Here is a 22,212-nt window from a genome sequence, read left to right as displayed (position 1 = left end):
CCCGGCCCCGGGCACGGAGCGCCGGGCGCCGGGGGCGGTGGCTCAGCGCTTGGCGACGAAGACGTGCGAGGCGACCTCGCTGTCCAGCTCCGCCGCCTCACCGCCCGAGCCGACCAGCACGCCGCCCGCCGCCGCCGTCACACTGACGACGGCTCCCGGCTGGACCCCGGCGCGCCGGAGCGTGTACATGAGCTGGGCGTCGGTCTGGATGGGCTCGCCGATCCGGCGCACCACGACGGTCTTGCCGTCGCTGCCCGGGTCCAGCTCGGCCAGGCTGACCATGCCCTGTTCCAGGAACGGATCGGCTCCGGCGTGCTCGCCCAGCTCCTCCAGACCCGGAATCGGGTTGCCGTACGGGGACTCCGTGGGGTGGCGCAGCAGCTCCAGCACCCGCCGCTCCACGGCCTCGCTCATCACGTGCTCCCAGCGGCAGGCCTCGGCGTGCACCTGCTCCCACTCCAGGCCGATCACGTCGACGAGCAGGCACTCGGCGAGGCGGTGCTTGCGCATGACCCGGGTCGCCAGGCGCCGGCCTTCCTCGGTCAGCTCCAGGTGACGGTCCCCGGCGACCTGGACCAGGCCGTCGCGTTCCATCCGGGCCACCGTCTGACTGACCGTCGGACCGGACTGGTCCAGCCGCTCAGCGATACGGGCGCGCATCGGGACCACACCTTCCTCTTCGAGTTCGAGGATGGTGCGGAGATACATCTCCGTGGTGTCGATCAGTCCGGACATTCGTGCCCCTCATAACTGTGACAGTGAAACGTCATGCTGCCTTGTTGCCGCCGTGCTCTGGCCCTCGTCCAATTCTGACGCATCGCGCCGTGGACCGTGCCGGGTCCGGCCCGGACCCGGCCCGGACCCGGGCGGCACACGGCCGGGACCGCTATTGACAGTGCGGTGGTCCGGACCGCAACGTGATCGCGGTATCCACGACGGAAGGGCTCCCCCGATGAGCGAGAGCAAGCTGGCCGGTCAGTTCTTCGACGCAGCCATCGGGCTGCTGGCCCGGGTCCGCGACGAGGAGGCAGCCTCCGTCGCCGCGGCGGGCGCGGCCGTCGCCGACACCATCGCCGCGGGCGGCCGGCTCTTCGCCTTCGGCGCCGGCCACTCCTCGCTCGCCGCCCAGGACGTGGTGTACCGGGCGGGCGGGCCCGCCCTGATGAACCTCCTCGCCGTGCCGGGCACCGTCGGGGTCGACGTCATGCCCGCGACCCTCGGCTCGGCGCTGGAGCGGGTGGAGGGGCTCGCCACCACGGTGCTCGCGACCAGCCCGGCCACCGCGGGCGACCTGCTGGTGATCATCTCGCTCTCCGGCCGCAACACCCTGCCCGTCGAGATGGCCCGCGAGGCCAGGGCGCGCGGCCTCACCGTGATCGGGGTGACCTCGGTGGCGTACGCCGCCGCCACCTCGTCCCGGGCCGCTTCGGGCGGCTTTCTGCTCGACCACTGCGACATCGTCCTCGACAGCAAGATCGCGGTGGGCGACGCGGAGCTGACCACCGACGGGGTCGGAGCACCCTTCGCCCCCGCCTCCACCGTCGTGACCAGTGCGCTGATGCAGGCGACGATGGCCGCCGCCGCCGAGGAACTGGCCGCACGCGGCATCGAGCCGCCGCTGCTGCGCTCGGCCAACGTGGACGGCGGCCACGAGTGGAACCGGCGCGTCTTCGAGGACAACCGGGACCGGATCTTCTACCAGCACTGACGCGCCCGCGCCGAGCGCCCGGCCGCACCGGGCACCCGCGCGCGTCCGTCCCCCGGATCAGCCGCCCGTACGGCCGTCGAGCAGCAGGGCCAGGTCCACCGCGGAGGCCACCCGGACCGCCGCACTCTCGGCGTGGGCCGCGTCCTCCCGCTCGAAGGCGGGGCGGTCCGCCGTACGCAGGAAGGTCACCACCCCCAGCGTCCGGCCCCGGCTGCGGAGCGCCACGCAGAGGGCGTGCGCGACCTGCCGGGGCCACTGGCGTTCGACCGCCCAGGCACCCCGGGCGGCACTCGCGTCGCCACCGGCGCTCACCCGGACCGGGGCGATCCGGTCCAGCGTCTGGAAGGCCGGGTGGCCGGGGCGGTAACGGGCCGGGAGGGAGCCGCCCGCCACCAGCAGGCAGGGGCCGGGGGCGTCCGTCGGGGTGGCCGCCGTCGGGATCAGCCGTTCCCCCTCCACCAGGTCGAGCAACGCGTGGTCGGCGAAGCCGGCCAGCGAGAAGTCGAGGGTGGTCGTCGCCGCCTCCCACGGGTCCTCACACTCGGCGGCGGCCCTCGCGGCGCGGTGCAGCTGGGCGGAGCGGAACCGCAGCCTGGCCGCGGCCTGCTCGGCGGCGCGCGCCTCCGTCACGTCCTGGAACAGCCAGGCGACTCCGAGCGGTACCGCCTCTTCGGTGAGGGGCGAGGAGAGCCGCAGGAAGCCGCTGCGCCAGCAGCGCCGCCGCCCGCCCTCACGGCTGCGCAGGGTCACCCAGAGTTCGGCGGGGGCGGGCGGTGCCCCGGCGGCGAGCACATGGTGGAAGGCGCTTTCGAGGTCCTCGACACCCTGGAGCACGACCTCTCCGAGGGGGCGCCCGAGCAGGGAGGTCCGGCCGCCGCCGAGCGCGCGCGCCGCGTGCGCGTTGACGACGGTGGGCCGCAGATCGGCGTCGACCAGGACCACGCCCCAAGGCCCGTCCTGGAAGAGCGCCTCGCTCAGCGCGATGGAGCGTTCCAGGTCGATCTGGGCGTGCGCCTCGCTGAACGCGCAGTACACCCCGGCCGGTCCGCCGTCCCCGCCGCGCATCCCGGCGGCCTGCATGCGCACGAGGACCCGGCCGCCGTCCTTGCGGACCAGGGCGAATTCGTGGACCTGCCGGCCCTCGGAGTCCTGGATCGCCATCAGCCGTCGGCGTACCTCGTCGGCGTCCGGTCCACGCACCGCCCAGCCCGCGAAGCCGTCCCGGCCGACCACCTCGGGGGCGGACCAGCCGAGGACGCGTTCGGCCTGGCGGTTCCAGTGGGTGACGGTGCCCCCGGCGTCGAGGGCGAACAGCGCCGTGTCCATGCCGTCGAGGAGCGCGGCAAGGAGTTCGGCGCCGGGTGCGGGTCCGGCCGGTCCGGTGTCGGTGACCGTGGCCTCCGGTACGCCTGTGGCCCCGGTGGCTCCTGTGGCGTCCGACGCGGACGCGTCCGCCGTGCCACTGCCCATGGAAGGACTCATTCCGTACCCCCGCAGAACGTGCCGTCCCCGCCGTACGCACCGCTGCCCCGGCGGTGCGCGCTCAGTGCCGTGTCCGTGCCTGTGCCCGTGCGCGTGTCCGTGCGCGTGTCCGTGCGCGATTCCCCACGCGTTTCCGCATGTCAGAAACCCATTGAACTCGACTGTGACCCGGCGCACACCCCCTTCCGATAAATAGGTTGTGCGGCCCGGACGAGATTCCTAGGCTTCTGGCACACGCTGAAAGGAGGTGATCCGTAAGTGCAGTCTTATCGGATTCGTGAGGTGGCTGCGGGCTGACAGCCCGTCGTCGCACATCGTGCACCTCGGCAGGCTGTCTGCCGAAACCCAAGCAGTCACCGACCCGCAGGCTCGCCGGTAGATCCGGCCGGCTCCTCCTCACGGAGGGACCCGAGCCTGCGGGTTCTGCTTTTCCCGGTCTCCCCGGACCTTTCGGATTCAGGGGCAGAGGCGCTCCACGCGCCAGCCGGGGCCCTGCTCCGGCGTCGCGGGGCGTACGTACCGCAGCCGGTCGTGCAGCCGGTTCTCGTGGCCCTGCCAGAACTCCACCGTCTCGGGCGTCACCCGGAAACCGCCCCAGTGCGGCGGGACGGGCACCTTCTCGCCCTCCGGGTAGCGGGCGGCGAGTTCCTCGTACCGCTCCGTGAGTTCCCGGCGGGAGCCGATGACCGTGGACTGCGCGCTCGCCCACGCGCCGAGCTGCGATCCGTGCGGGCGGGTACGGAAGTACGCCACCGTCTCCTCGCGGCTCACCTGCTCCGCGGTGCCGGTGACGATGACCTGGCGGGCGAGCGGATGCCAGGGGAAGAGCAGCGAGACGTGCGGGTCGGCGGCCAGCTCCCGGCCCTTGCGCGACTCGTAGTTGGTGTAGAAGACGAAGCCGCGCGCGTCGAACCCCTTGAGCAGCACCGTGCGGGAGGACGGGCGGCCGTCCGGCGTGGCGGTGGACACCACCATGGCGTTCGGCTCGTGCAGTGCGCCGTGGGCGGCGACCTGCCGGAACCAGCGGGCGAACTGGTCCATGGGCTCGGGAGCGAGTTCCTGCTCCGTGAACGCCTCGGAGCGGTACTGCTCGCGCATCGCCGCCGGATCGATGGTGCAATCGGAAGCGGGGGACGCGGCCGGACGGGAAGCGGACGGAGGTGTCGGGTCAGCTGTGGGCACGGGCCCATCCTGCCGCAGCGGGCGGGTCGGCCGACGAGGCGGGCAGGAGGGACCACGACCGGTGTGCCACCCGCCCCGCGACACGTACCGCCGCCGCACGACACACGGGACACCGCCGCACCACACCAAGGGGTGCTGTGCGAGACATCACCCTTCCTTGCCCCGGCGGGAGCCGCCACTATCAGGGGTCAGGTCCCATGGAGGGCCTTCGTACCGAGGACCTTCACCGACAGAGCTCGCAGCCGCACAGAGGGAGCCGCCTGATGTCCGCATTCGTACCCGGGCTTGAGGGAGTCGTCGCGTTCGAGACGGAGATCGCCGAACCGGACAGGGAAGGCGGTGCGCTCCGTTATCGCGGGATCGACATCGAGGACCTCGTCGGCAAGGTGTCCTTCGGCAACGTATGGGGACTGCTGGTGGACGGGGCGTTCAACCCCGGTCTGCCGGCCGCCGAGCCGTTTCCCATCCCGGTCCACTCCGGTGACATCCGGGTGGACGTGCAGTCGGCGCTGGCCATGCTCGCCCCGGTCTGGGGCCTGAAACCGCTGCTCGACATCGACGAGGCGACGGCCCGCGACGACCTCGCGCGGGCGGCCGTGATGGCCCTGTCGTACGTGGCGCAGTCCGCGCGCGGGCAGGGACTCGCGATGGTCCCGCAGAGCGAGATCGACAAGGCCGAGTCCGTGGTCGAACGGTTCATGATCCGCTGGCGCGGCGAGCCGGACCCCAAGCACGTCAAGGCCGTCGACGCCTACTGGACGTCCGCCGCCGAACACGGCATGAACGCCTCCACGTTCACCGCCCGGGTCATCGCGTCGACCGGCGCGGACGTGGCCGCGGCACTGTCGGGCGCGGTGGGAGCGATGTCCGGGCCGCTGCACGGCGGTGCCCCCTCCCGGGTGCTCGGCATGATCGAGGAGATCGAGCGGACCGGGGACGCCACCGCGTACGTGAAGCAGGCGCTGGACAAGGGCGAGCGGCTGATGGGCTTCGGCCACCGCGTCTACCGCGCCGAGGACCCGCGCGCCCGGGTGCTGCGGCGCACCGCCCGCGAGCTGGCCGCACCCCGCTTCGAGGTGGCGGAGGCGTTGGAGAAGGCGGCGCTGGAAGAGCTGCACGCACGGCGCCCGGACCGGGTGCTGGCGACGAACGTGGAGTTCTGGGCCGCGATCGTGCTGGACTTCGCGGAGGTCCCGGCGCACATGTTCACCTCGATGTTCACCTGCGCCCGCACGGCCGGCTGGTCGGCGCACATCCTGGAGCAGAAGCGCACCGGCCGGCTGGTGCGTCCCTCGGCCGAGTACGTGGGTCCGGCGGCACGGGACCCGCGCGAGATCGACGGGTTCGACTCGATCAGCCCGATCACGGGCTGACGGCGGCGGGTGCCGTGCGGGGCGCGCCCCGCCCGGCACCCGGTCGCGGGTCCGGAACGCTCAGGGCCGGTGGCGGCCGTTGCGGCGTGTCGATCCGGTTGCCCGGGTCCGGGGCTCGTCGTGGGATTCGACGGTCAGACCGAGCAGGCGCAGTTCGCGGGTGGACTTGCCGGAGATCTTGCGGCCGAGGAGCGGACGTCCGTCGTCGTGGCGGTAGACACCGGACGGCTCGGCGGCCAGTGGCTCTTCCCAGCCCCGGTAGAGAGCCGTGAGGCGGACGGCGAAGCCGACGAGGAAGGCGAGCAGCGCGCTCGCGGTGCGTGGGAGTCCCGCCCGGTCGAGGGCGATCCACACGGCACCGGTCAGAGCGGCGATGGTCACGAACCACTCGCCGCGGACGAACTGCTTGGGCGGGACTCCGCAAGAGATGTCGATGAGGAAGCGACCTGCGGTAGGGCCGACGACGGCGAGGACGAGGGACCCGAGAACGGGCAGGCCGGCCTCCGTCCCGGTCTGGGCGCCGACGATGGCGTACCAGGGCAGGGCGAAAGAGGTGACGAACTGGAACAGTCCCTCGCGGAACAGCTGGCCCTCGGAATAGGCGAGGAGGTGTCCGATCGCCCCGGCGATCAGACACAGCACCACGTAGGAGGAGTTGGTCAGCGCGGCCGGGACCCGGCCGACCATGACGTCCCGGCTGACCCCGCCGCCGATGCCGCCGAGCAGCGCCATGAGCAGGATGCCGATCACCGTGAAGTTCTTGTAGTGGTCGGGGCGGCGGGCCAGCAGCGCCCCGTTCAGGGCGTTGGTGGTCGCCGCGACCAGGTTGATGAACGTGCCGCCGCCGGTGAATTCGAACGATCCGAAGCCGACGGCGCCCACGGCCAGGTGCGCCGGGCTCACCGGGCGACTCCCGCGGGCACCCGGCTCCGGCCGCCGGGCGCGGCCGGAGCCTGCGAGGTGCGGGGGGTCACGGTGTCACGATGGCGAAGTCGGGGTCGGGGGTGTCGAGCAGGCCGACGAGTGTGGCGAAGACCCGCGGATCGCCCTGGACCCGCACCTCGTCGAGTCCCTTGCCTGCCAGGACGCCGAGGAGTTCCGCCTTGGTCAGGGTGAGGGTCAGGTCGGCCCCGGGGCCGGGCCCGTACGCCCCCGTGGCGGTGTCGGTGCCTGTGCCTGTGTCGGTGGCGGCGCTGCGGTAGGTGAGTGCGCCGTTGGACAGCAGGATGTGCCAGGAACGGTGCTCGTCGGTGACGTTCCAGGTCATGGTGAGCCTCTCGTCCCACGCCCGGGGGCCGTCGACGCGGATGGCGAGGGAGTCGATGAGCATGTCGACGGTGAGTGCCATCGCCATCTCGGGGTTGGTCGTCTCCAACGCGGTGTGGGCGATCGCACCGCGCAATTCCTGAGCCCCCATCAGGTAGAAGTTGCGCCACGTGGCGTTCTCCGCGCCGTGCCCGAGCTTCTCGTACACCGAGGCCAGCGCCTGCTTGGCGGGCCCGTCGTCGGGGGCGGCGAAGACCGCGTGCCCCAACAGCGTCGCCGCGAACCGGAGATCCCCCGAGGCCGCGTACTCCTCGCCCTTGGCGATCAGTGCCGGCACACCGCCGTAGTCGGCGGCGAACCGCTTGGCCTGCTCCGTCGGCGGGTGCTCCCACAGGTGGGCCGGATTGCCGTCGAACCAGCCCATGTAGCGCTGGTAGATGGCCTTGACGTTGTGGCTGACCGAACCGTAGTAGCCCCGGTTCGCCCACCGGCGGGCGATCGCCGGGGGCAGTTCGATGAGCTCGGCGATCTCCGTACCCGTTAGTCCCTGGTTGGTCATGCGCAGGGTCTGGTCGTGGAGGTAGGCCCACATGTCGCGCTGCCCGGCCAGATGCTCGACGATGCGGCCCTGACCCCAGGTGGGCCAGTGGTGGGAGGCGAAGGCGACCTCGGCCCGATCGCCGAACAGCGTGATCGTCTCGCCCAGGTAGTGCGCCCAGATACGGGTGTCCCGGACCACCGCGCCGCGCAGGGTCAGGATGTTGTGCATGTTGTGCGTCGCGTTCTCCGCCATGCACAGGGCCCGCCGGTCGGGGAAGTAGAAGTTCATCTCCGAGGGCGCCTCGGTGTCCGGCGTCATCTGGAAGACGATCCGCACCCCGTCGACCGTCTCCTCCTGGCCGGTGCGGGTGATGTCCAGCGTCGGCGGTACGAGGGTGATCGTGCCCTTGGAGGTGGTGATGCCCAGTCCGGCGCTGATGTGCCCGGCAGGGCCCTTGGCCAGTTCGGCGCCGTACATGTAGACCGCCCGGCGGGTCATCGCGCCGCCCGCGTAGACGTTCTCCGCCACCGCGTGCTCCAGGAACCCGGCCGGAGCGACCACCGGGACCGGGGCGTGCCCGTGCGGCAGGACCCCGCGGGAACCGCCGAAGTGGTCGCCGTGGGAGTGCGTGTAGATGAGCCCGGTGACCGGTCGGTCGCCGCGGTGCGCGCGGTACAGCGCGAGAGCGGCGGCCGCGGTCTCGGCCGAGATCAGCGGGTCGATGACGATGACACCGGTGTCGCCCTCGACCAGAGTCATGTTCGACAGGTCCAGGTTGCGGACCTGGTAGATCCCGGTCGTCACCTCGAACAGGCCCTGCTTGTTGCAGAGCAGGCTCTGCCGCCACAGGCTGGGGTGCGCGCTGTCGGGGCAGTCCCCGTCCAGGAATCCGTACGCGTCACCGTCCCAGATCACCCGGCCGTCCCCCGTCCGGATCACCGCGGGAGAGAGGGCGGCGACGAACCCTCGGTCGGCGTCCTCGAAGTCGGACCTGTCGGCGTAGTCGAGATCACTCATGGACAACGAATAGCCCAGAATCCGACTATTCACGCATACCGGCTTCGCGTGCCCCGCCAGGTGTCCCGTTCGAAGGACGGCCGGGGCCGAGTGCGGGGACGGCGGACCGAGGGTGTGTCCGGCGGATCAGGACCGGAGAGGACGCGGCGTCACCGCGGAGTGGAGCCCGGGGTCCGCGATCGTCCGGAAGCAGTCGCACGCCCGCTCCCCCTCGGCCTCGCCCCAAGATCCGGCCCCGGCCCCGGCCCCCGGCATCCGGCGTGCTGGTGAACCTCGGCTCGCGTCCCTCAGTCCAGCGCGCGGTCCACCAGCTCCGCCCACTGGGCCACGACCCTCCGCCGACGCGCGGTGTCGTCGGTGAGGAGGTTGGCCAGGCCGAGGCCCCGGGCCATGTCCAGGAGTCCCTGGACCGTCTCGCGCACCCCGGGGCGGGTCTCGTCGGCACGGAGCAGGGCGACGGCGATGCGGTGGGTCTCCCGGCCGACGCGGGCTTCGAGTTCGGTGACCCGGGGGCGGAGTTGGGGTTCGTTGGAGGCGGCCACCCAGAGCTGGAGCGCGGCGCGGAAGAGCGGGCCGGTGTACAGATCCACGAGCGCCGCGACGACCGAGGCGCGGCCCTGCACGGGGAGCGCCCGCAGCGCGGCGGAGCGTTCCTCCGCGACGTACTCGACGGCCCCGGTGAACAGGTCCTCACGGGTGGGGAAGTGGTGCTGGGCCGCACCCCGGGAGACCCCGGCCCGCTCGGCGACGACGGAGACCGTGGAGCCCGCCCAGCCGTGGACGGCGAGGCAGGCCACGGCGGCCTCCAGGAGCCGCTGCCGGGTGACCCGACTGCGGTCCTGTTTCGGCGACTTGGCGTTGCCGGGAAGCGCGCTGTCCGGTGGCGCGGTGATCGGAGGCTCGTCGATCGAGGGCGCGCCGTTCGTCGCCAAGGCGTTCGGAGGCGGGCCGTTCGGAGGCAGGCCGTCGGCGGGCAGGTCGTTCGGGGGCGTCACCACAGCCATGCGGGGTCCCGTCGTTCGAGGAAGGCCGTCATCCCCTCCCGCGCTTCGTCGGAGGCGAAGAGCGCGGTGGAGAGGGCGATGAGGTCTTCGGCGTGTCGGTCGAAACTCTCCAGCACGGTAGCCGTGACCAGCTGCTTCGACGCCATCAGCCCCTGCGGGGACGCCTTGCGCAGTCCGTCCAGTACGGGTTCGAGCGCCTTGTCCACCTCGTCCGCGCCCTCGCCCGGGGCGACGGCTCCCGCCGGGTCGCCCGCGGCGAGGGTGACCAGGGAGATGCGGGCGGCCTCGGCCGCGTCGAACCGTTCGCCGGTGAGGAAGTAGCGGGCCGCCGCGGAGCGTTCGAGCCTGGGCAGCAGGGTCAGCGAGATCACCGCCGGGGCGAGCCCGAGCCGCGACTCGGTGAGCGCGAAGCTCGCCCCGGGCCCCGCGACCGCGATGTCACAGGCCCCGAGCAGTCCGAGCCCTCCGGCCCGGACATGGCCGGTGACCCGGCCCACCACGGGCTTGGGCAGCGCGACGATCTTCCGCAGCAGCGCGACGAACTCCCTCGGATCGGCCGGCGACTTCAGGTCCGCCCCGGCGCAGAAGGTGGTGCCGGTGTGGGTCAGGACGACCGCGCGCACGGCCGGGTCGGCCGCGCAGGCGTCCAGCGCCTCGGCCAGCTCGCCGACCAGCTCGGCGGAGAGGGCGTTGCGGCGGGCGGGGGCGTCCAGGGCGAGGGTGGTGATGCCCCGGTCGTGGACGGGCGCGGCCAGGCTGCTCATGCGGGGTTCCCTTCGGTGGCGGCCCCGGTTCCGTCCCCGGGGCCGGTGGCGCGTTCGCGGTCGCGGAGTTCGCGGCGCAGGATCTTGCCCGAGGTGGCCCGGGGCACCGCGTCGATGAACTCCACCCGCCGCACCTTCTTGTACGGGGCGACGCGCTCGGCGACGTACCCGATCACGTCCTCCGGGGTGAGCTTCCGCGCCTCCGGGGACGGCGAGCGGACCAGGAACGCCTTGGGGATCTCGTTGCCCGCGTCGTCGTGGACGCCGATGACGGCGGCGTCGGCGAGGAGTTCGTGGCCGAGCAGCAGGGCTTCCAGCTCGGCGGGGGCGACCTGGTAACCCTTGTACTTGATCAGCTCCTTCACCCGGTCGACGACGTACAGCCAGCCGTCCTCGTCGACCCGGCCGACGTCCCCGGTGTGCACCCAGCCGTGCTCGTCGATCATGGCGGCGGTGGCGTCGGGGCGGCCGAGGTAGCCCTTCATCACCTGGGGGCCCCGGATCAGGATCTCGCCCTCGGCGCCGGGCTCGGCGTCCGCACCGGGGTCGGTGAGGTCGACGATCCGCATCTCGGTGCCGGGGATCAGTTTGCCGACCGTGCCGTCCGGCGGGTTCTCCTCGGAGAGCGGCACCACATGGGTGCCCGGGGACAGCTCGGTCATGCCGTACGCCTGGCGGACCGGCGGCAGCCCGAGCCGCTCCGAGCAGGCGCGGGCGAGGTCGGCGTCGAGCGGGGCGGCGGCCGAGACGATGTAGCGGAGCGAGGAGAGGTCGTAACGGGCGACCGCCGGGTGCTTGGCGAGGGCCAGCACGATGGGCGGGGCCACGTACAGCCCGGCGATGCGGTGCTTCTCGATGGTGGCGAGGAACTGGTCGAGGTCGAAGCGGGGCAGCACCACCACGGTGGCCCCGTGCCGGAGCGGCCCGTTCATCAGCGCGGTCAGACCGTAGATGTGAAAAAACGGCAGAACCGCCAAAATGGGTTCACTCTGGAGCAGCGGCACGAACGGCTGGAGCTGTTCCAGGTTGGTCGCGATGGAGCAGTGGGTGAGCATCACGCCCTTGGGCGCGCCGGTGGTGCCGGAGGAGTAGGGCAGGACGGCGACGTCCTCGTCCGGGTCGATCTCCACCTGCGGCTCGGGGGCGGTGGAGCCGAGCATGTCGAGCACGGAGGTGTACCCGTCGGCGGAGTCGCAGACGAATATCTGCCGTATCCCGCCCGCCAGTACGGCGGCCCGCCGCGCGGTGTCCAGGAGCGGCGAGACGGTGACGACCCAGCGCGCGGAGGCGTCGGTGAGCTGCTTGGCGAACTCCTCGGCGGTGGCAAGCGGGTGGACCGTGGTGACGGAGGCGCCGGCCCGTGTCGCCCCGTAGAAGACGGGTGGGTAGGCGATGGTGTTGGGGCTGTGCAGGGCGAGTACGTCCCCCTTGCGGAGTCCGGCCTCGGCGAGCGCGGCGGCGATCCGGCGGTGGAAGTGGTCGAGTTGGGAATAGGTGAGGGCCATCCCGTTGGTGCCGTCGATCAGCGCGACGGTGTCCCCGAACTCGGCGGCCCGGCCGAGCACCGCTTCGTGGATGGGTGTGCTGAGGATGGATACGTCTGCGTACTCACTGCGGAACACCATGGCGGTCCCCTGTCGACGCGTGGGCGGCGGGTGCGGAGGCTGTGCGGCGGTGGCGCACCGCGCCGGGTGGACGGGTGCGCCACGTGGTGCGTACGGGTGCGTAGTGCCGAGGAACAAGCCCCGTGTCAGTACGACTTGGGCAGGCCGAGCGACTGGTGGGAGACGTAGTTGAGGATCATCTCGCGGCTGACCGGGGCGATCCGGGCGACGCGGGCCGCGGTGATGAGCGAGGCGAGTCCGTACTCGCGGGTGAGGCCGTTGCCGCCGAGGGTGTGCACCGCCTGGTCGACGGCCTTCACACAGGCTTCGCCCGCCGCGTACTTGGCCATGTTGGCGGCCTCGCCCGCGCCGATGTCGTCACCCGCGTCGTAGAGGGCGGCGGCCTTCTGCATCATCAGCCGGGCCAGCTCCAGTTCGACGTGGGCGACGGCGAGCGGGTGGGCTATGGCCTGGTGGGCGCCGATGGGGGTCTTCCAGACCTGGCGGGTCTTGGCGTACTCCACGGCCTGGCCCAGAGCGTAGCGACCCATACCGATGCCGAAGGCGGCGGTCATGATGCGTTCGGGGTTGAGCCCGGCGAAGAGCTGGAGCAGCCCGGCGTCCTCGTCGCCGACGAGCGCCTCGGCGGGCAGCCGCACGTCGTCGAGGACCAGCTCGAACTGCTTCTCCGGGGCGTGGAGTTCCATGTCGATCTGCGAGCGTCCGAACCCGGGGGCGTCGCGCGGGACGATGAAGAGGCAGGGCTTGAGCGTGCCGGTGCGGGCGTCCTCGGTCCGGCCGACGATGAGGGTGGCGTCGGCGATGTCGACGCCGGAGACGAAGACCTTCCGGCCGGTGAGCAGCCAGTCGTCGCCGTCGCGGCGGGCGGTGGTGGTGATCCGGTGCGAGTTGGAGCCGGCGTCCGGTTCAGTGATGCCGAAGGCCATGGTCAGGCTGCCGTCGGCGAGCCCGGGGAGCCACTGCCGCTTCTGCGCCTCGGTGCCGAAGCGGGAGATCACCGTGCCGCAGATCGCCGGGGACACCACCATCATCAGCAGCGGCGCCCCGGCCGCGCCCAACTCCTCCAAAACGATGGACAGTTCAGCCATGCCCGCGCCGCCGCCGCCGTACTCCTCGGGGAGGTTCACGCCGAGATAGCCGAACTTGGCGGCTTCGGACCAGAGTTCGTCGGTGTGTCGGCCCTCCGCGATGACGGAGGACATGTACGCGCGCCCGTAGCGCTTGCCGAGGGCGGCGACGGCGGCGCGGAGCGCCTGGTGCTCAGCGGATTCGAGGACGGTGCTCATGGCTGCGGTTCCTCCTGTGGCGTGTCCTGGGCGGGGGGCTCATCGTGCGCGAGGGGCGTGTCCTGTGCGTGGGCTTCTTCGTGGCCGGGGGCCGTGTCCTGGACGACGGCGAGCAGGGCGCCCACCTCCACCTGGAGGCCCGGCGCGACATGGAGCGCGGTGACGGTGCCGGTGGCGGGGGCGAGGATGCGGTGCTCCATCTTCATCGCCTCCAGCCAGATCAGCGGCTGCCCGGCCTCGACGGCCGCCCCGGGCGCCAGCCCCTCCGCGAGGCGGACGACCGTGCCCGGCATGGGGGCGAGCAGGGAGCCGGGTTCGCTGCGGGCCGCGGGGTCGGTGAAGCGGGGCAGGGCGGTGAAGGTGTGGGAGCCGTCCGCCGTGTCCACGTACACCTGGTCGCCGTGCGCGGTGACGGCGAACCGGCGCACCACACCGTCGAGTTCGAGGGCGACCCGGTCGGGACCGGCCTCCACCACGCGGATGCCGGGGGCGTCGTGCGGGACCGGCCCGGTGCGGGTGGCCCGGTAGGCGATCTCGTACTCCCCGGCGTCGGGCTCGGCGCGATAGCGCTTGGTCTGCGGCTGGGAGGGGAGGTTGCGCCAGGCGCCGAAGCGGGCGGGCACGGCGGCGGGCCCCCCGGCTCCGCCCGCCGTGCGGGTCGCCGCGTCGGCGAGGGCGGCGGCCAGGGCGGCGCGGCGGACGGCGTCCTCGTCGGGGGCGGGGGTGAGGGTGTGCAGGTGGCGGTCGTAGAACCCGGTGTCGAGGCGGGCGGCGAGGAAGTCGGGGTGGCGCAGGGAGCGGACCAGCAGGTCCCGGTTGGTGACCGGGCCGTGCACGCGGGCGCGCTCCAGGACGCGGGCGAGGAGGCGTACCGCCTCGGTGCGGGTCGCCGCGTGGGCGACGACCTTGGCGAGCATCGGGTCGTAGTGCACCCCGATGGTGTCGCCGCCGGTGTACCCGGTGTCCAGGCGCACCCCGGGTTCCTCGGGCAGGTCGAGCGCGTGCAGGAGTCCGGTCTGCGGGCGCCAGTCGTGGGCGGGGTCCTCGGCGTAGAGCCGGGCCTCCACGGCGTGCCCCTCGGGGACGGGCGGGGCGGCGGCGGGCAGCGGCTCGCCTTCGGCGGTACGGAGCTGGAGGGCGACCAGGTCGAGCCCGAACACGGCTTCCGTGACGGGGTGTTCGACCTGGAGGCGGGTGTTCATCTCCAGGAAGTACGGCCGCCCGTCGGCGGAGACGAGGAACTCCACGGTCCCGGCACCCCGGTAGCCGACGGCCCGTGCGGCGGCCACGGCCGCGTCGTGCAGCCGGGTCCGCAGTTCCTCGCCGAGACCGGGGGCGGGGGCCTCCTCGACGACCTTCTGATGGCGGCGCTGGAGGGAGCAGTCGCGGGTACCGAGCGCCCACACGGTGCCGTGGTCGTCGGCCATCACCTGGACCTCGACGTGCCGGCCGCGTTCCACGTACGGCTCGGCGAACACCTCGCCGTCCCCGAACGCGGACTCCGCCTCGGCCCGGGCGGCCGTCAACTCGTCGGGAAGTGCGCGCAGTTCGCGGACGATCCGCATTCCGCGCCCGCCGCCGCCCGCCGCCGCCTTGAGCAGCAGCGGCAGATCGGCCTCGGTCGCGGTGGCCGGGTCGACGGGGGCGAGCAGCGGCACCTCGGCGGCGGCCATCAGCTCCTTGGCGCGGGTCTTCGACGCCATCTGCTCGATCGCCTTGACCGGCGGGCCGACCCAGAGCAGCCCGGCGTCCTGCACGGCGGCGGCGAAGGAGGCGTTCTCGGAGAGGAAGCCGTACCCGGGGTGCACGGCGTCGGCCCCCGCCGCGAGCGCCGCGGCGACGACCAGGTCGCCCCGGAGATAGGTGTCGGCGGGCGTCGCCCCCGGCAGCCGTACGGCGAGGTCTGCCTCGCGGACGTGCAGGGCGCCGGCGTCCGCGTCGGAGTACACGGCGACGGTGGTGATGCCGAGCGCCCGGCAGGTGCGGAAGATCCGGCAGGCGATCTCGCCCCGGTTGGCGACGAGCAGCGAAGTGATCACGTCAGTCCTCACGGTGTTCTCGGTGCTCTCGGGCCTCGCGGCTCCCATGGCTCCCACGGCTCCCACGGCTCCCACAGTCCTCACCGCCCTCACATCCGGAAGATGCCGAAGCCGCCGCGGGCGCCTTCGACGGGGGCCGTGTGGATCGCGGAGAGGCACATCCCGAGGACGGTCCTGGTGTCGCGGGGATCGATGACCCCGTCGTCGTAGAGCCGCCCGGAGAGGAACGCCGGCAGCGACTCGGCCTCGATCTGCTGCTCGACCAGGGCGCGGAGCCCGGCGTCGGCCTCGTCGTCGTAGGGGCGGCCCTTCGCGGCGGCGGAAGCGCGGGCCACGATGGAGAGCACCCCGGCGAGCTGCTGCGGGCCCATCACGGCGGACTTGCTGCTGGGCCAGGCGAAGAGGAAGCGGGGGTCGTAGGCGCGTCCGCACATGCCGTAGTGGCCGGCCCCGTAGGAGGCGCCCATGAGTACGGAGAGGTGCGGGACCTTCGAGTTGGAGACCGCGTTGATCATCATCGCGCCGTGCTTGATGATGCCACCCTGTTCGTACTCCTTGCCGACCATGTAGCCGGTGGTGTTGTGCAGGAAGATCAGTGGGATGTCGCGCTGGTTGGCGAGCTGGATGAACTGCGCGGCCTTCTGCGACTCCTCGCTGAAGAGCACGCCCTGCGCGTTGGCGAGGATGCCGACCGGGTAGCCGTGCAGCCGCGCCCAGCCGGTGACCAGGCTGGTGCCGTAGAGCGGCTTGAAGGCGTCGAAGTCGGAGCCGTCGACCAGCCGGGCGATGACCTCGCGCGGGTCGAACGGCACCTTGAGGTCGCCCGGCACGACGCCGAGCAGCTCCTCCTCGTCGTACTTCGGCGGTTCGGCGGGTCCCGGATCGGCGTGTGCCTTGCGCCAGTTGAGCCGGGCGACGATCCGGCGGGCCTGCCGCAGCGCGTCGTGCTCGTCGACGGCGAAGTGGTCGGCCAGCCCGGAGGTGCGGGCGTGCATCCCGGCGCCGCCGAGCGACTCGTCGTCGCTCTCCTCGCCGGTGGCCATCTTCACCAAGGGGGGACCGCCGAGGAAGACCTTGGACCGGTCCTTGATCATGACGGTGTGGTCGGACATACCGGGGACGTACGCGCCTCCGGCGGTGGAGTTCCCGAACACCACGGCCACGGTGGGGATTCCGGCGGCGGAGAGCCGGGTGATGTCGCGGAAGAGCGCCCCGCCGGGGATGAAGATCTCCTTCTGCGAGGGCAGGTCGGCGCCCCCGGACTCCACCAGGCTGATGCAGGGCAGCCGGTTGGCGAAGGCGATCTCGTTGGCCCGCAGCGCCTTCTTCAGTGTCCAGGGGTTGGAGGCGCCGCCGCGTACGGTCGGGTCGTTGGCGGTGATCAGGCACTCGACGCCCTCGACCACCCCGATCCCGGTGACCAGCGAGGCACCCACCGTGTAGTCGCTGCCCCAGCCGGCCAGCGGCGACAGCTCCAGGAACGGGGTGTCCGGGTCGATCAGCAGCTCGATCCGCTCCCGCGCGGGCAGCTTCCCGCGCGAACGGTGCCGGGCCACGTACTTCTCGCCGCCCCCGGCCAGCGCCTTCGCGTGCTCGGCGCCGAGATCGTCGAGCTTGGCGAGGAGGGCGGCGCGGTTGGCGGCGTATTCGGGTCCGGCGGTGTCGAGCCCGGTGGGCAGGACGGTCATGCGGTGCCTCCGGTACGGGGAGTGGGCTCAGGGTCTTCGGGCCGGGTCGGCCGTGGCGGCCGGATCTCAGGCCGGGTCGAGCAGCGAGACGGGTACGGCCAGGTGGCGTGAGCGGAGCCACTCCCCCAGCGCCTTGGCCTGCGGGTCGAACCGGGCCTGTGCGGCGACTCCCTCGCCCAGCAGCCCCCGGACGACGAAGTTCACCGCCCGCAGCTGCGGGAGCACGTGTCGTTCGACCTCCAAACCGGCTGTCTCCGGCAGGAGTTCGCGGAACCGCTCGACGGTCAGCTCGTGCGCCAGCCACCGCCAGGCGCGCTCCTCGCGCACCCACACCCCGACGTTCGCGTCACCGCCCTTGTCGCCGCTGCGCGCCCCGGCGAGCAGCCCGAGCGGCACACTGCGGGTCACCTCCGGCTCCGGCGCGGGCGGCAGCGGGACCTCCACCGGTACGAGGTCGAGCACCCGGGTCACCGTCGGCGCGGGCACCACCTGCCGCGTCCCGTCCGGCAGTACGGCGGTGTGCGTGACCTCCGAGGCCGGCACGTGGGCGGCCTCGAAGACCCCGTACGGGGCGCCTTTTCCGGGCGGGGCGGTGACGTGGAAGCCGGGGTAGCTGCCGAGGGCGAGCTCGACCGCGGCCCCGGAGACCGCCCGCCCCACCGCCTCCGCGTCCTGGTCGCGGACCACGAGCCGGAGCAGCGCGCTCGCGGTCTCCTCGGTGGGCGCGTCGGGGTGGTCGGTGCGGGCCAGCTCCCAGCGGATCTCGGCGGGCGCCTTCCCGGAGCGGTCGAGCGCGTCGGTGAACTGGTCCCGCACGAGACGGGACTTGGCCTCGATGTCGAGTCCGGTGAGGACGAAGACGACCTCGTTGCGCCAGCCGCCGAGCCGGTTGAGCCCGACCTTCAGCGTGGGCGGCGGCGCCTCGCCCCGTACCCCGCTGATCCCGACCCGGTCCTGCCCCTCCTGGACGAGCCGTACGGTGTCGAGTCGGGCGGTCACGTCGGGCCCGGCGTACCGGGCGCCCCCGGTCTCGTAGAGCAACTGCGCGGTGACGGTGGAGAGATCCACCACCCCGCCGGTTCCGGGGTGCTTGGTGATGACGGACGAGCCGTCGGCGTGGATCTCGGCGAGCGGGAAGCCGGGGCGGCGCACGTCGTGGTCGCCGAAGAAGGCGTAGTTGCCGCCGGTGGCCTGCGTGCCGCACTCCAGGACGTGCCCGGCGACGACGGCCCCGGCGAGGGCGTCCAGGTCGTCGGGCCCCCAGCCGAAGTGGGCGGCGGCGGGGCCGGTGACCAGGGCGGCATCGGTGACCCGGCCGGTGACCACGATGTCCGCGCCCGCCCGCAGACAGGCCGCGATCCCGGCGCCGCCGAGGTACGCGTTGGCGGTGAGGAACCCTTCGGGGACGGGCCGGCTGTCGCCCTCGACGTGGGCGACCCGCACCGGCACCCCGAGCTTCTCGGCCAACTCGCGTACGGCGTCGGCGAGTCCGGCCGGGTTGAGGCCGCCCGCGTTGGCGACGATCTTCACCCCTCGCTCGACGGCCAGCCCGAGGCTCTCTTCGAGCTGCCGCAGGAAGGTGGAGGCGTAACCGCGCGAGGGGTCCTTCAGCCGACTGCGACCGAGGATCAGCATGGTGAGCTCGGCGAGGTAGTCGCCGGTCAGGACGTCGAGCGGGCCGCCGGTCAGCATCTCGCGCATCGCGTCGAACCGGTCGCCGTAGAACCCGGAGGCGTTGCCGATCCGCAGCGGGGTGGGCGCGGGCGGATCGAGCGGGTGCGGGCGGGCGGGCTCGGGCTCGGTGACGGAGACGGGGATCGACACGGGCGGGGAGGCGATCAGCGGGGCGGGATTCGCGGGGGCCGCGAGAGGGCCGAGCGGCGCGGCGGGGGTCTGCGCGGGTACGGACTGCGCGGGAGTGGGCCGCACGGATTCGGGTTGTGCGGGCGAGGGCCGCGAGGACAGCGTGGGCTGCGTGGACTGCGTGGACTGCGTGGGCGGGATGGTCATATGGCGTCACTCCCAGGGGCGCTCGAAGGGTCGCTACCGCCCTCTCTCCTGCCCCCGCCCGCGTCCTTGCCCCCGCGTGGCGCGCGCCCCGCACCCGGCAGCCCCGCGAACGCCTGCGCGATGTCCAGCCAGGCGTCCGCCTCGACGCCGACCGCCCGGAGCGCGAGGTCGTCGCGGTGGGCCCGCTGGGTCACCAGCAGGCAGAAGTCCAGCAGCGGCCCGGTGACCCGCTGGGCCGCGCCTTCGGGTCCGAACGCGACCAACCCGCCGTCCGGCGCTTCGAGTTCCACCCGGAACTCCTCACCCGGCGGCGTGAGGCCCCGCACGAAGTACGCGTACTCCCGGGCGCGTACGCCGATCCTGGCGACATGCCGCAACCGGTCGGTCGGGGCCCGTACGGCCCCGAGCGCGTCGGCCACGTCCTGCCCGTGCGCCCAGGTCTCCATGAGTCGCGCGGTCGCCATCGAGGCGAGGCTCATCGGCGGCCCGTACCAGGGGATGCGGGTCCCGGGAACGGCCTCCCGCAATACCCCCTGGAGCCGTTCCCGCCCGGCCCGCCACCGCCGCAGCAGCTCCTTCGGCGAGGCGCCCGTGACGGCCGCACCGGCGGCCTCGTCCACGAAACTCTCCGGCGCGGCGAGCGCGGCCTCCACCTCCGCCTTGAAGGCGTCGGGGTCCGTCGCGGCGGTCACCGCGACCCCGTCGGTCCAGGTCAGGTGGGCGATCTGGTGTGCGATCGTCCAGCCGGGCGCGGGGGTTGCCGCCGCCCACTCCTCGTCGCTCAACTCGGCTACCAGAGCGTCGAGTTCTTCGCTCTCGTCCCGCAGATCGTCGATCACGGCGATGGCATCGGACACGTGCGCTCCCCTCGGGGCATGGCGTGGTGCCCCGGAGCATTCCAGCGGCCGGAGAAACAAGCAAGCGTGCTTGCATGATTTTCTGCGTCCGGGTTCTCGCCGACCTCCCGCCCACCCTCTCAGGATCCCTGAGGGTGGGCAGCGAGCGAGGGCAGCGAGCGAGGGCAGCGGGCGAGGGCAGCGGGCGAGGGCAGCGAGCGGGAGCAGGCGCCTACGGCCGCGCACCGTCCATGCGATCGAGCAGCGTTCGGGCCTCGACCGTGCGGCGATGGTCCGGGCCGAAGGAGGCCAAGCAGGCATCGTAAGCGGCTACAGCCAGGCTGCGGGCCTCGCGGACTCGGTCCAAGCCCGACAGAGCGTTTGCGAGAACGAGTTCGACTGCGCCCCGCTCCGGGAGCCGCTGGCGCTCGGGCAGAGCTCGGTACTGACTGTCTGCGCGCCGCGCCTCGGCGAGGGCTTCTTCGTGGCGGGCTTGGCCGTTGAGACTGCGGGCCAGACCGAGTCGCAGGACGAGTGACGTCGGTTCACGTGCGGGGCAGGCGGCCAGGCCCTCGCGGGCGAGCGCCTCGGCCTCCTGATGGCGCCCCTGCGCGTTGAGGGCGAAGGCCAGTCCGTTGCGGGCAACCGCTGCCAGGCGAGTCATTTCCGGACCGGTTCCGCGGGCCGCGAATGCGGTGACGGCCGCACACTCCGCCTCGCACTCGGCGTACTCACCGAGCGAGATCACATGCTGGGCGCGGTCCGAGCGCAGCTTCCACGTCAGGTAGTGATCGGCGCCGAATATCCTGCTGAAGCGGGCCAGCGCTTCGTCGTAGGTGGCGAGCGCCTCGGCGTTGCGACCTTGAGCGCCCGTCGCGAGAGCGGCGATGTTCAACGCCGCTGCCGCGTATGCCTGGTCGTCTGTCTTCGATCGCGCCACAGCACGTGCTTCGACTTCCGCCTCGGCGTAACGCCCCGCCTCGTACAGCGCTTTGGCCTCGGCCAGGGGTGTTCCCGTCATCTTCTGGGCGTCGCTTCGACCGCGTGGCCGGAAGAATTTCATGACCGGGAGCATACGGATGGCGCGCGGGTCGCCCGGCGAGGCGGCAGAGAGAGCGACCGCTTGCGCCCTGGAGGCGCGTCCCAGCAGGAGTTCTCCTGCGCGGGTGACCTGGTGTTGCCCCCATGCGTCACGGAGCAACGCGTGGTGCCGCCTCGATGAGCGCGGTCACCGTCCCCGCTCCGGCCGCGCGCCCCCGGAAACGGAAGGTGAACGGCCACCCGTTCTCCAGGGCCACCGCCCCGCCCAGGGTGACCGTCACGCGAGCCGTGTGCAGCGGGTGGAGTACGTCGGTCCCGGGCGGCAGCGTCACGGTGCCCCGCACCCCGTCGGAACCGAAGTGAAAGGTGCACTGGTCGCCGGTGCGGATCTGAGCGCCGCCGCGCTCCTCCGCTTCCGCCTCCACCGACAGGGCGATGTCCGCATGGAACGTGCCGTACGCGCCGATCGACCTCGGCCGCGCGAGGACCTGTCCCCTCTCGACCAGGCTCTCCACGGAACCCGGCAGAAGAAGACCGACGTTCGTACCCGCGTCCGCCTGTCCGGCGCGGGCGGTCCGCGACGTCCCGCCGCCCGGCCCTTCGATCCCGGCGACACGGACAGGCACACCGCCGCCCCTGCCGCCGACGACCTCCACGTCGTCGCCGACGCGAACCCGGCCCCGCTCGATCCGGCCGGTGACGAGGAGCGCGCGGCCCTGGCTGTGAGTGAACACGTCCTCGACCCACATCAGAAACGGCTCCGGCCGATCCTCCACCTGTTCCCACTGCTCCTTCGTCGAACGGGCACGAAACCGTCGGTGCGCGAAACCGTCGGCGCGGATCCCGAAGGACGCGTCGGCTGCGTAGAGCACAAGGATCTCAAGGCGGCGCCGAGAGCCGATCACTCCCCCTTGGGGGCGCGGCCGCGAGAAGGGTGTCAGGGCGTCCGGAGCACACCCTCGGGGTCCTCGGAAGCCATGCCGGCGCACTCCTGGAAGTCCACGTTGGCGAGGGCCAGGCCCACCTGGACGCCGTGGACCTCGCCCGGCACGGTACGGAACTCGCGGGCGGGCGGGTCGTCGATCAGGTGGAACCACGCCTCGACCTCGCTGCCCTCGCCCCACAGGCTGCACAGCCCGGCCACCGTGGCCCGCCATGCCTCGTCGTCCGTGTAGTCGGTCCGGATGACGACGGGGTCGAAACCGTCGTCCGCGTACCCTTCGGCCGGCTCGAACGCGGGCAGGTCTCGCACACCGTCTCCCTCACTCGGAACAGGCGGTCACCGGGCATCCTCACACGCCCCACCGACAGAGTCCGGGCGCCCACCGGGGCGCCGTCGCACCCTCGGTG

At 72.7% G+C, this 22,212-nt stretch carries 18 protein-coding genes; 2 read left to right on the top strand and 16 right to left on the bottom strand.

What is annotated here, in order from left to right; all coding sequences use genetic code 11:
• Positions 1-42 precede the first annotated feature (42 nt).
• The gene (locus ACWD3D_RS06175) at positions 43-735 is read right to left on the bottom strand and encodes a metal-dependent transcriptional regulator (RefSeq protein ID WP_451459731.1); all 693 of its coding nucleotides are present in this window, start codon (positions 733-735) and stop codon (positions 43-45) included.
• Positions 736-952: 217 nt separating this feature from the next.
• On the opposite strand from ACWD3D_RS06175, the gene ACWD3D_RS06170 reads away from it, so the two are divergent.
• Positions 953-1,708, top strand: a complete 756-nt coding sequence (locus ACWD3D_RS06170) for a sugar isomerase domain-containing protein (protein ID WP_451459730.1) — start codon at positions 953-955, stop codon at positions 1,706-1,708.
• A 57-nt stretch (positions 1,709-1,765) separates the two neighbouring features.
• On the opposite strand, the gene ACWD3D_RS06165 is transcribed toward ACWD3D_RS06170, so the two are convergent.
• The gene (locus ACWD3D_RS06165; RefSeq protein ID WP_451459729.1) at positions 1,766-3,178 is read right to left on the bottom strand and encodes a PAS domain S-box protein; all 1,413 of its coding nucleotides are present in this window, start codon (positions 3,176-3,178) and stop codon (positions 1,766-1,768) included.
• A gap of 468 nt (positions 3,179-3,646) precedes the next feature.
• Positions 3,647-4,288, bottom strand: coding sequence for a pyridoxamine 5'-phosphate oxidase (gene pdxH, locus ACWD3D_RS06160; protein ID WP_451459737.1), 642 nt, complete (start codon positions 4,286-4,288; stop codon positions 3,647-3,649).
• Between the two features lie 347 nt (positions 4,289-4,635).
• Between pdxH and ACWD3D_RS06155 the strand changes: the two genes are divergently transcribed.
• The gene (locus ACWD3D_RS06155; protein ID WP_451459728.1) at positions 4,636-5,745 is read left to right on the top strand and encodes a citrate synthase 2; all 1,110 of its coding nucleotides are present in this window, start codon (positions 4,636-4,638) and stop codon (positions 5,743-5,745) included.
• A gap of 60 nt (positions 5,746-5,805) precedes the next feature.
• Here the strand turns inward: ACWD3D_RS06155 and ACWD3D_RS06150 are convergent, their stop codons facing one another.
• The 13 genes from ACWD3D_RS06150 to ACWD3D_RS06090 form a co-directional block, all read right to left on the bottom strand.
• Entirely contained in the window at positions 5,806-6,648 is an 843-nt protein-coding gene (locus tag ACWD3D_RS06150) for a trimeric intracellular cation channel family protein (RefSeq protein WP_451459727.1), read from the bottom strand.
• Positions 6,649-6,715: 67 nt separating this feature from the next.
• Positions 6,716-8,569, bottom strand: a complete 1,854-nt coding sequence (locus ACWD3D_RS06145) for an alkyl/aryl-sulfatase (RefSeq protein WP_451459726.1) — start codon at positions 8,567-8,569, stop codon at positions 6,716-6,718.
• Positions 8,570-8,856: 287 nt separating this feature from the next.
• Positions 8,857-9,573 carry a TetR/AcrR family transcriptional regulator gene (locus ACWD3D_RS06140; RefSeq protein WP_451459725.1) on the bottom strand — a complete coding sequence of 239 codons (717 nt, stop codon included), beginning with the start codon at positions 9,571-9,573 and terminating at the stop codon, positions 8,857-8,859.
• Positions 9,561-10,337 (bottom strand): enoyl-CoA hydratase family protein, encoded by a 777-nt coding sequence (locus ACWD3D_RS06135; RefSeq protein ID WP_451459724.1) that lies wholly within the window; start codon positions 10,335-10,337, stop codon positions 9,561-9,563. Before ACWD3D_RS06135 ends, ACWD3D_RS06140 begins: the two co-directional genes overlap by 13 nt.
• On the bottom strand, positions 10,334-11,962 hold the full coding sequence (locus ACWD3D_RS06130; RefSeq protein ID WP_451459723.1) for an AMP-binding protein: 1,629 nt from the start codon (positions 11,960-11,962) through the stop codon (positions 10,334-10,336). Before ACWD3D_RS06130 ends, ACWD3D_RS06135 begins: the two co-directional genes overlap by 4 nt.
• A 125-nt stretch (positions 11,963-12,087) precedes the next feature.
• Positions 12,088-13,248 carry an acyl-CoA dehydrogenase family protein gene (locus ACWD3D_RS06125; protein WP_451459722.1) on the bottom strand — a complete coding sequence of 387 codons (1,161 nt, stop codon included), beginning with the start codon at positions 13,246-13,248 and terminating at the stop codon, positions 12,088-12,090.
• The gene (locus ACWD3D_RS06120) at positions 13,245-15,287 is read right to left on the bottom strand and encodes an ATP-binding protein (RefSeq protein ID WP_451459736.1); all 2,043 of its coding nucleotides are present in this window, start codon (positions 15,285-15,287) and stop codon (positions 13,245-13,247) included. The genes ACWD3D_RS06125 and ACWD3D_RS06120 overlap by 4 nt, the downstream gene beginning before the upstream one ends.
• Positions 15,288-15,376: 89 nt before the next feature.
• The gene (locus tag ACWD3D_RS06115; RefSeq protein WP_451459721.1) at positions 15,377-16,975 is read right to left on the bottom strand and encodes an acyl-CoA carboxylase subunit beta; all 1,599 of its coding nucleotides are present in this window, start codon (positions 16,973-16,975) and stop codon (positions 15,377-15,379) included.
• 66 nt (positions 16,976-17,041) lie between these two features.
• On the bottom strand, positions 17,042-18,676 hold the full coding sequence (locus ACWD3D_RS06110; RefSeq protein ID WP_451459735.1) for an acyclic terpene utilization AtuA family protein: 1,635 nt from the start codon (positions 18,674-18,676) through the stop codon (positions 17,042-17,044).
• 305 nt (positions 18,677-18,981) lie between these two features.
• The gene (locus ACWD3D_RS06105) at positions 18,982-19,842 is read right to left on the bottom strand and encodes a TIGR03084 family metal-binding protein (protein WP_451459720.1); all 861 of its coding nucleotides are present in this window, start codon (positions 19,840-19,842) and stop codon (positions 18,982-18,984) included.
• Positions 19,843-20,053: 211 nt separating this feature from the next.
• Positions 20,054-20,884 carry a tetratricopeptide repeat protein gene (locus ACWD3D_RS06100; protein ID WP_451459719.1) on the bottom strand — a complete coding sequence of 277 codons (831 nt, stop codon included), beginning with the start codon at positions 20,882-20,884 and terminating at the stop codon, positions 20,054-20,056.
• Between the two features lie 127 nt (positions 20,885-21,011).
• Positions 21,012-21,638: a hypothetical protein gene (locus ACWD3D_RS06095; protein ID WP_451459718.1), complete on the bottom strand. Its 627-nt coding sequence runs from the start codon at positions 21,636-21,638 to the stop codon at positions 21,012-21,014.
• Positions 21,639-21,799: 161 nt separating this feature from the next.
• Positions 21,800-22,114 (bottom strand): DUF6924 domain-containing protein, encoded by a 315-nt coding sequence (locus ACWD3D_RS06090; RefSeq protein ID WP_451459717.1) that lies wholly within the window; start codon positions 22,112-22,114, stop codon positions 21,800-21,802.
• Positions 22,115-22,212: the final 98 nt, after the last annotated feature.

It is taken from the genome of Streptomyces sp. NPDC002690, assembly GCF_053592415.1.
The sequence above is the reverse complement of the archived record's forward strand: the minus strand, read 5'-3'. Positions and strand labels throughout refer to the sequence as shown.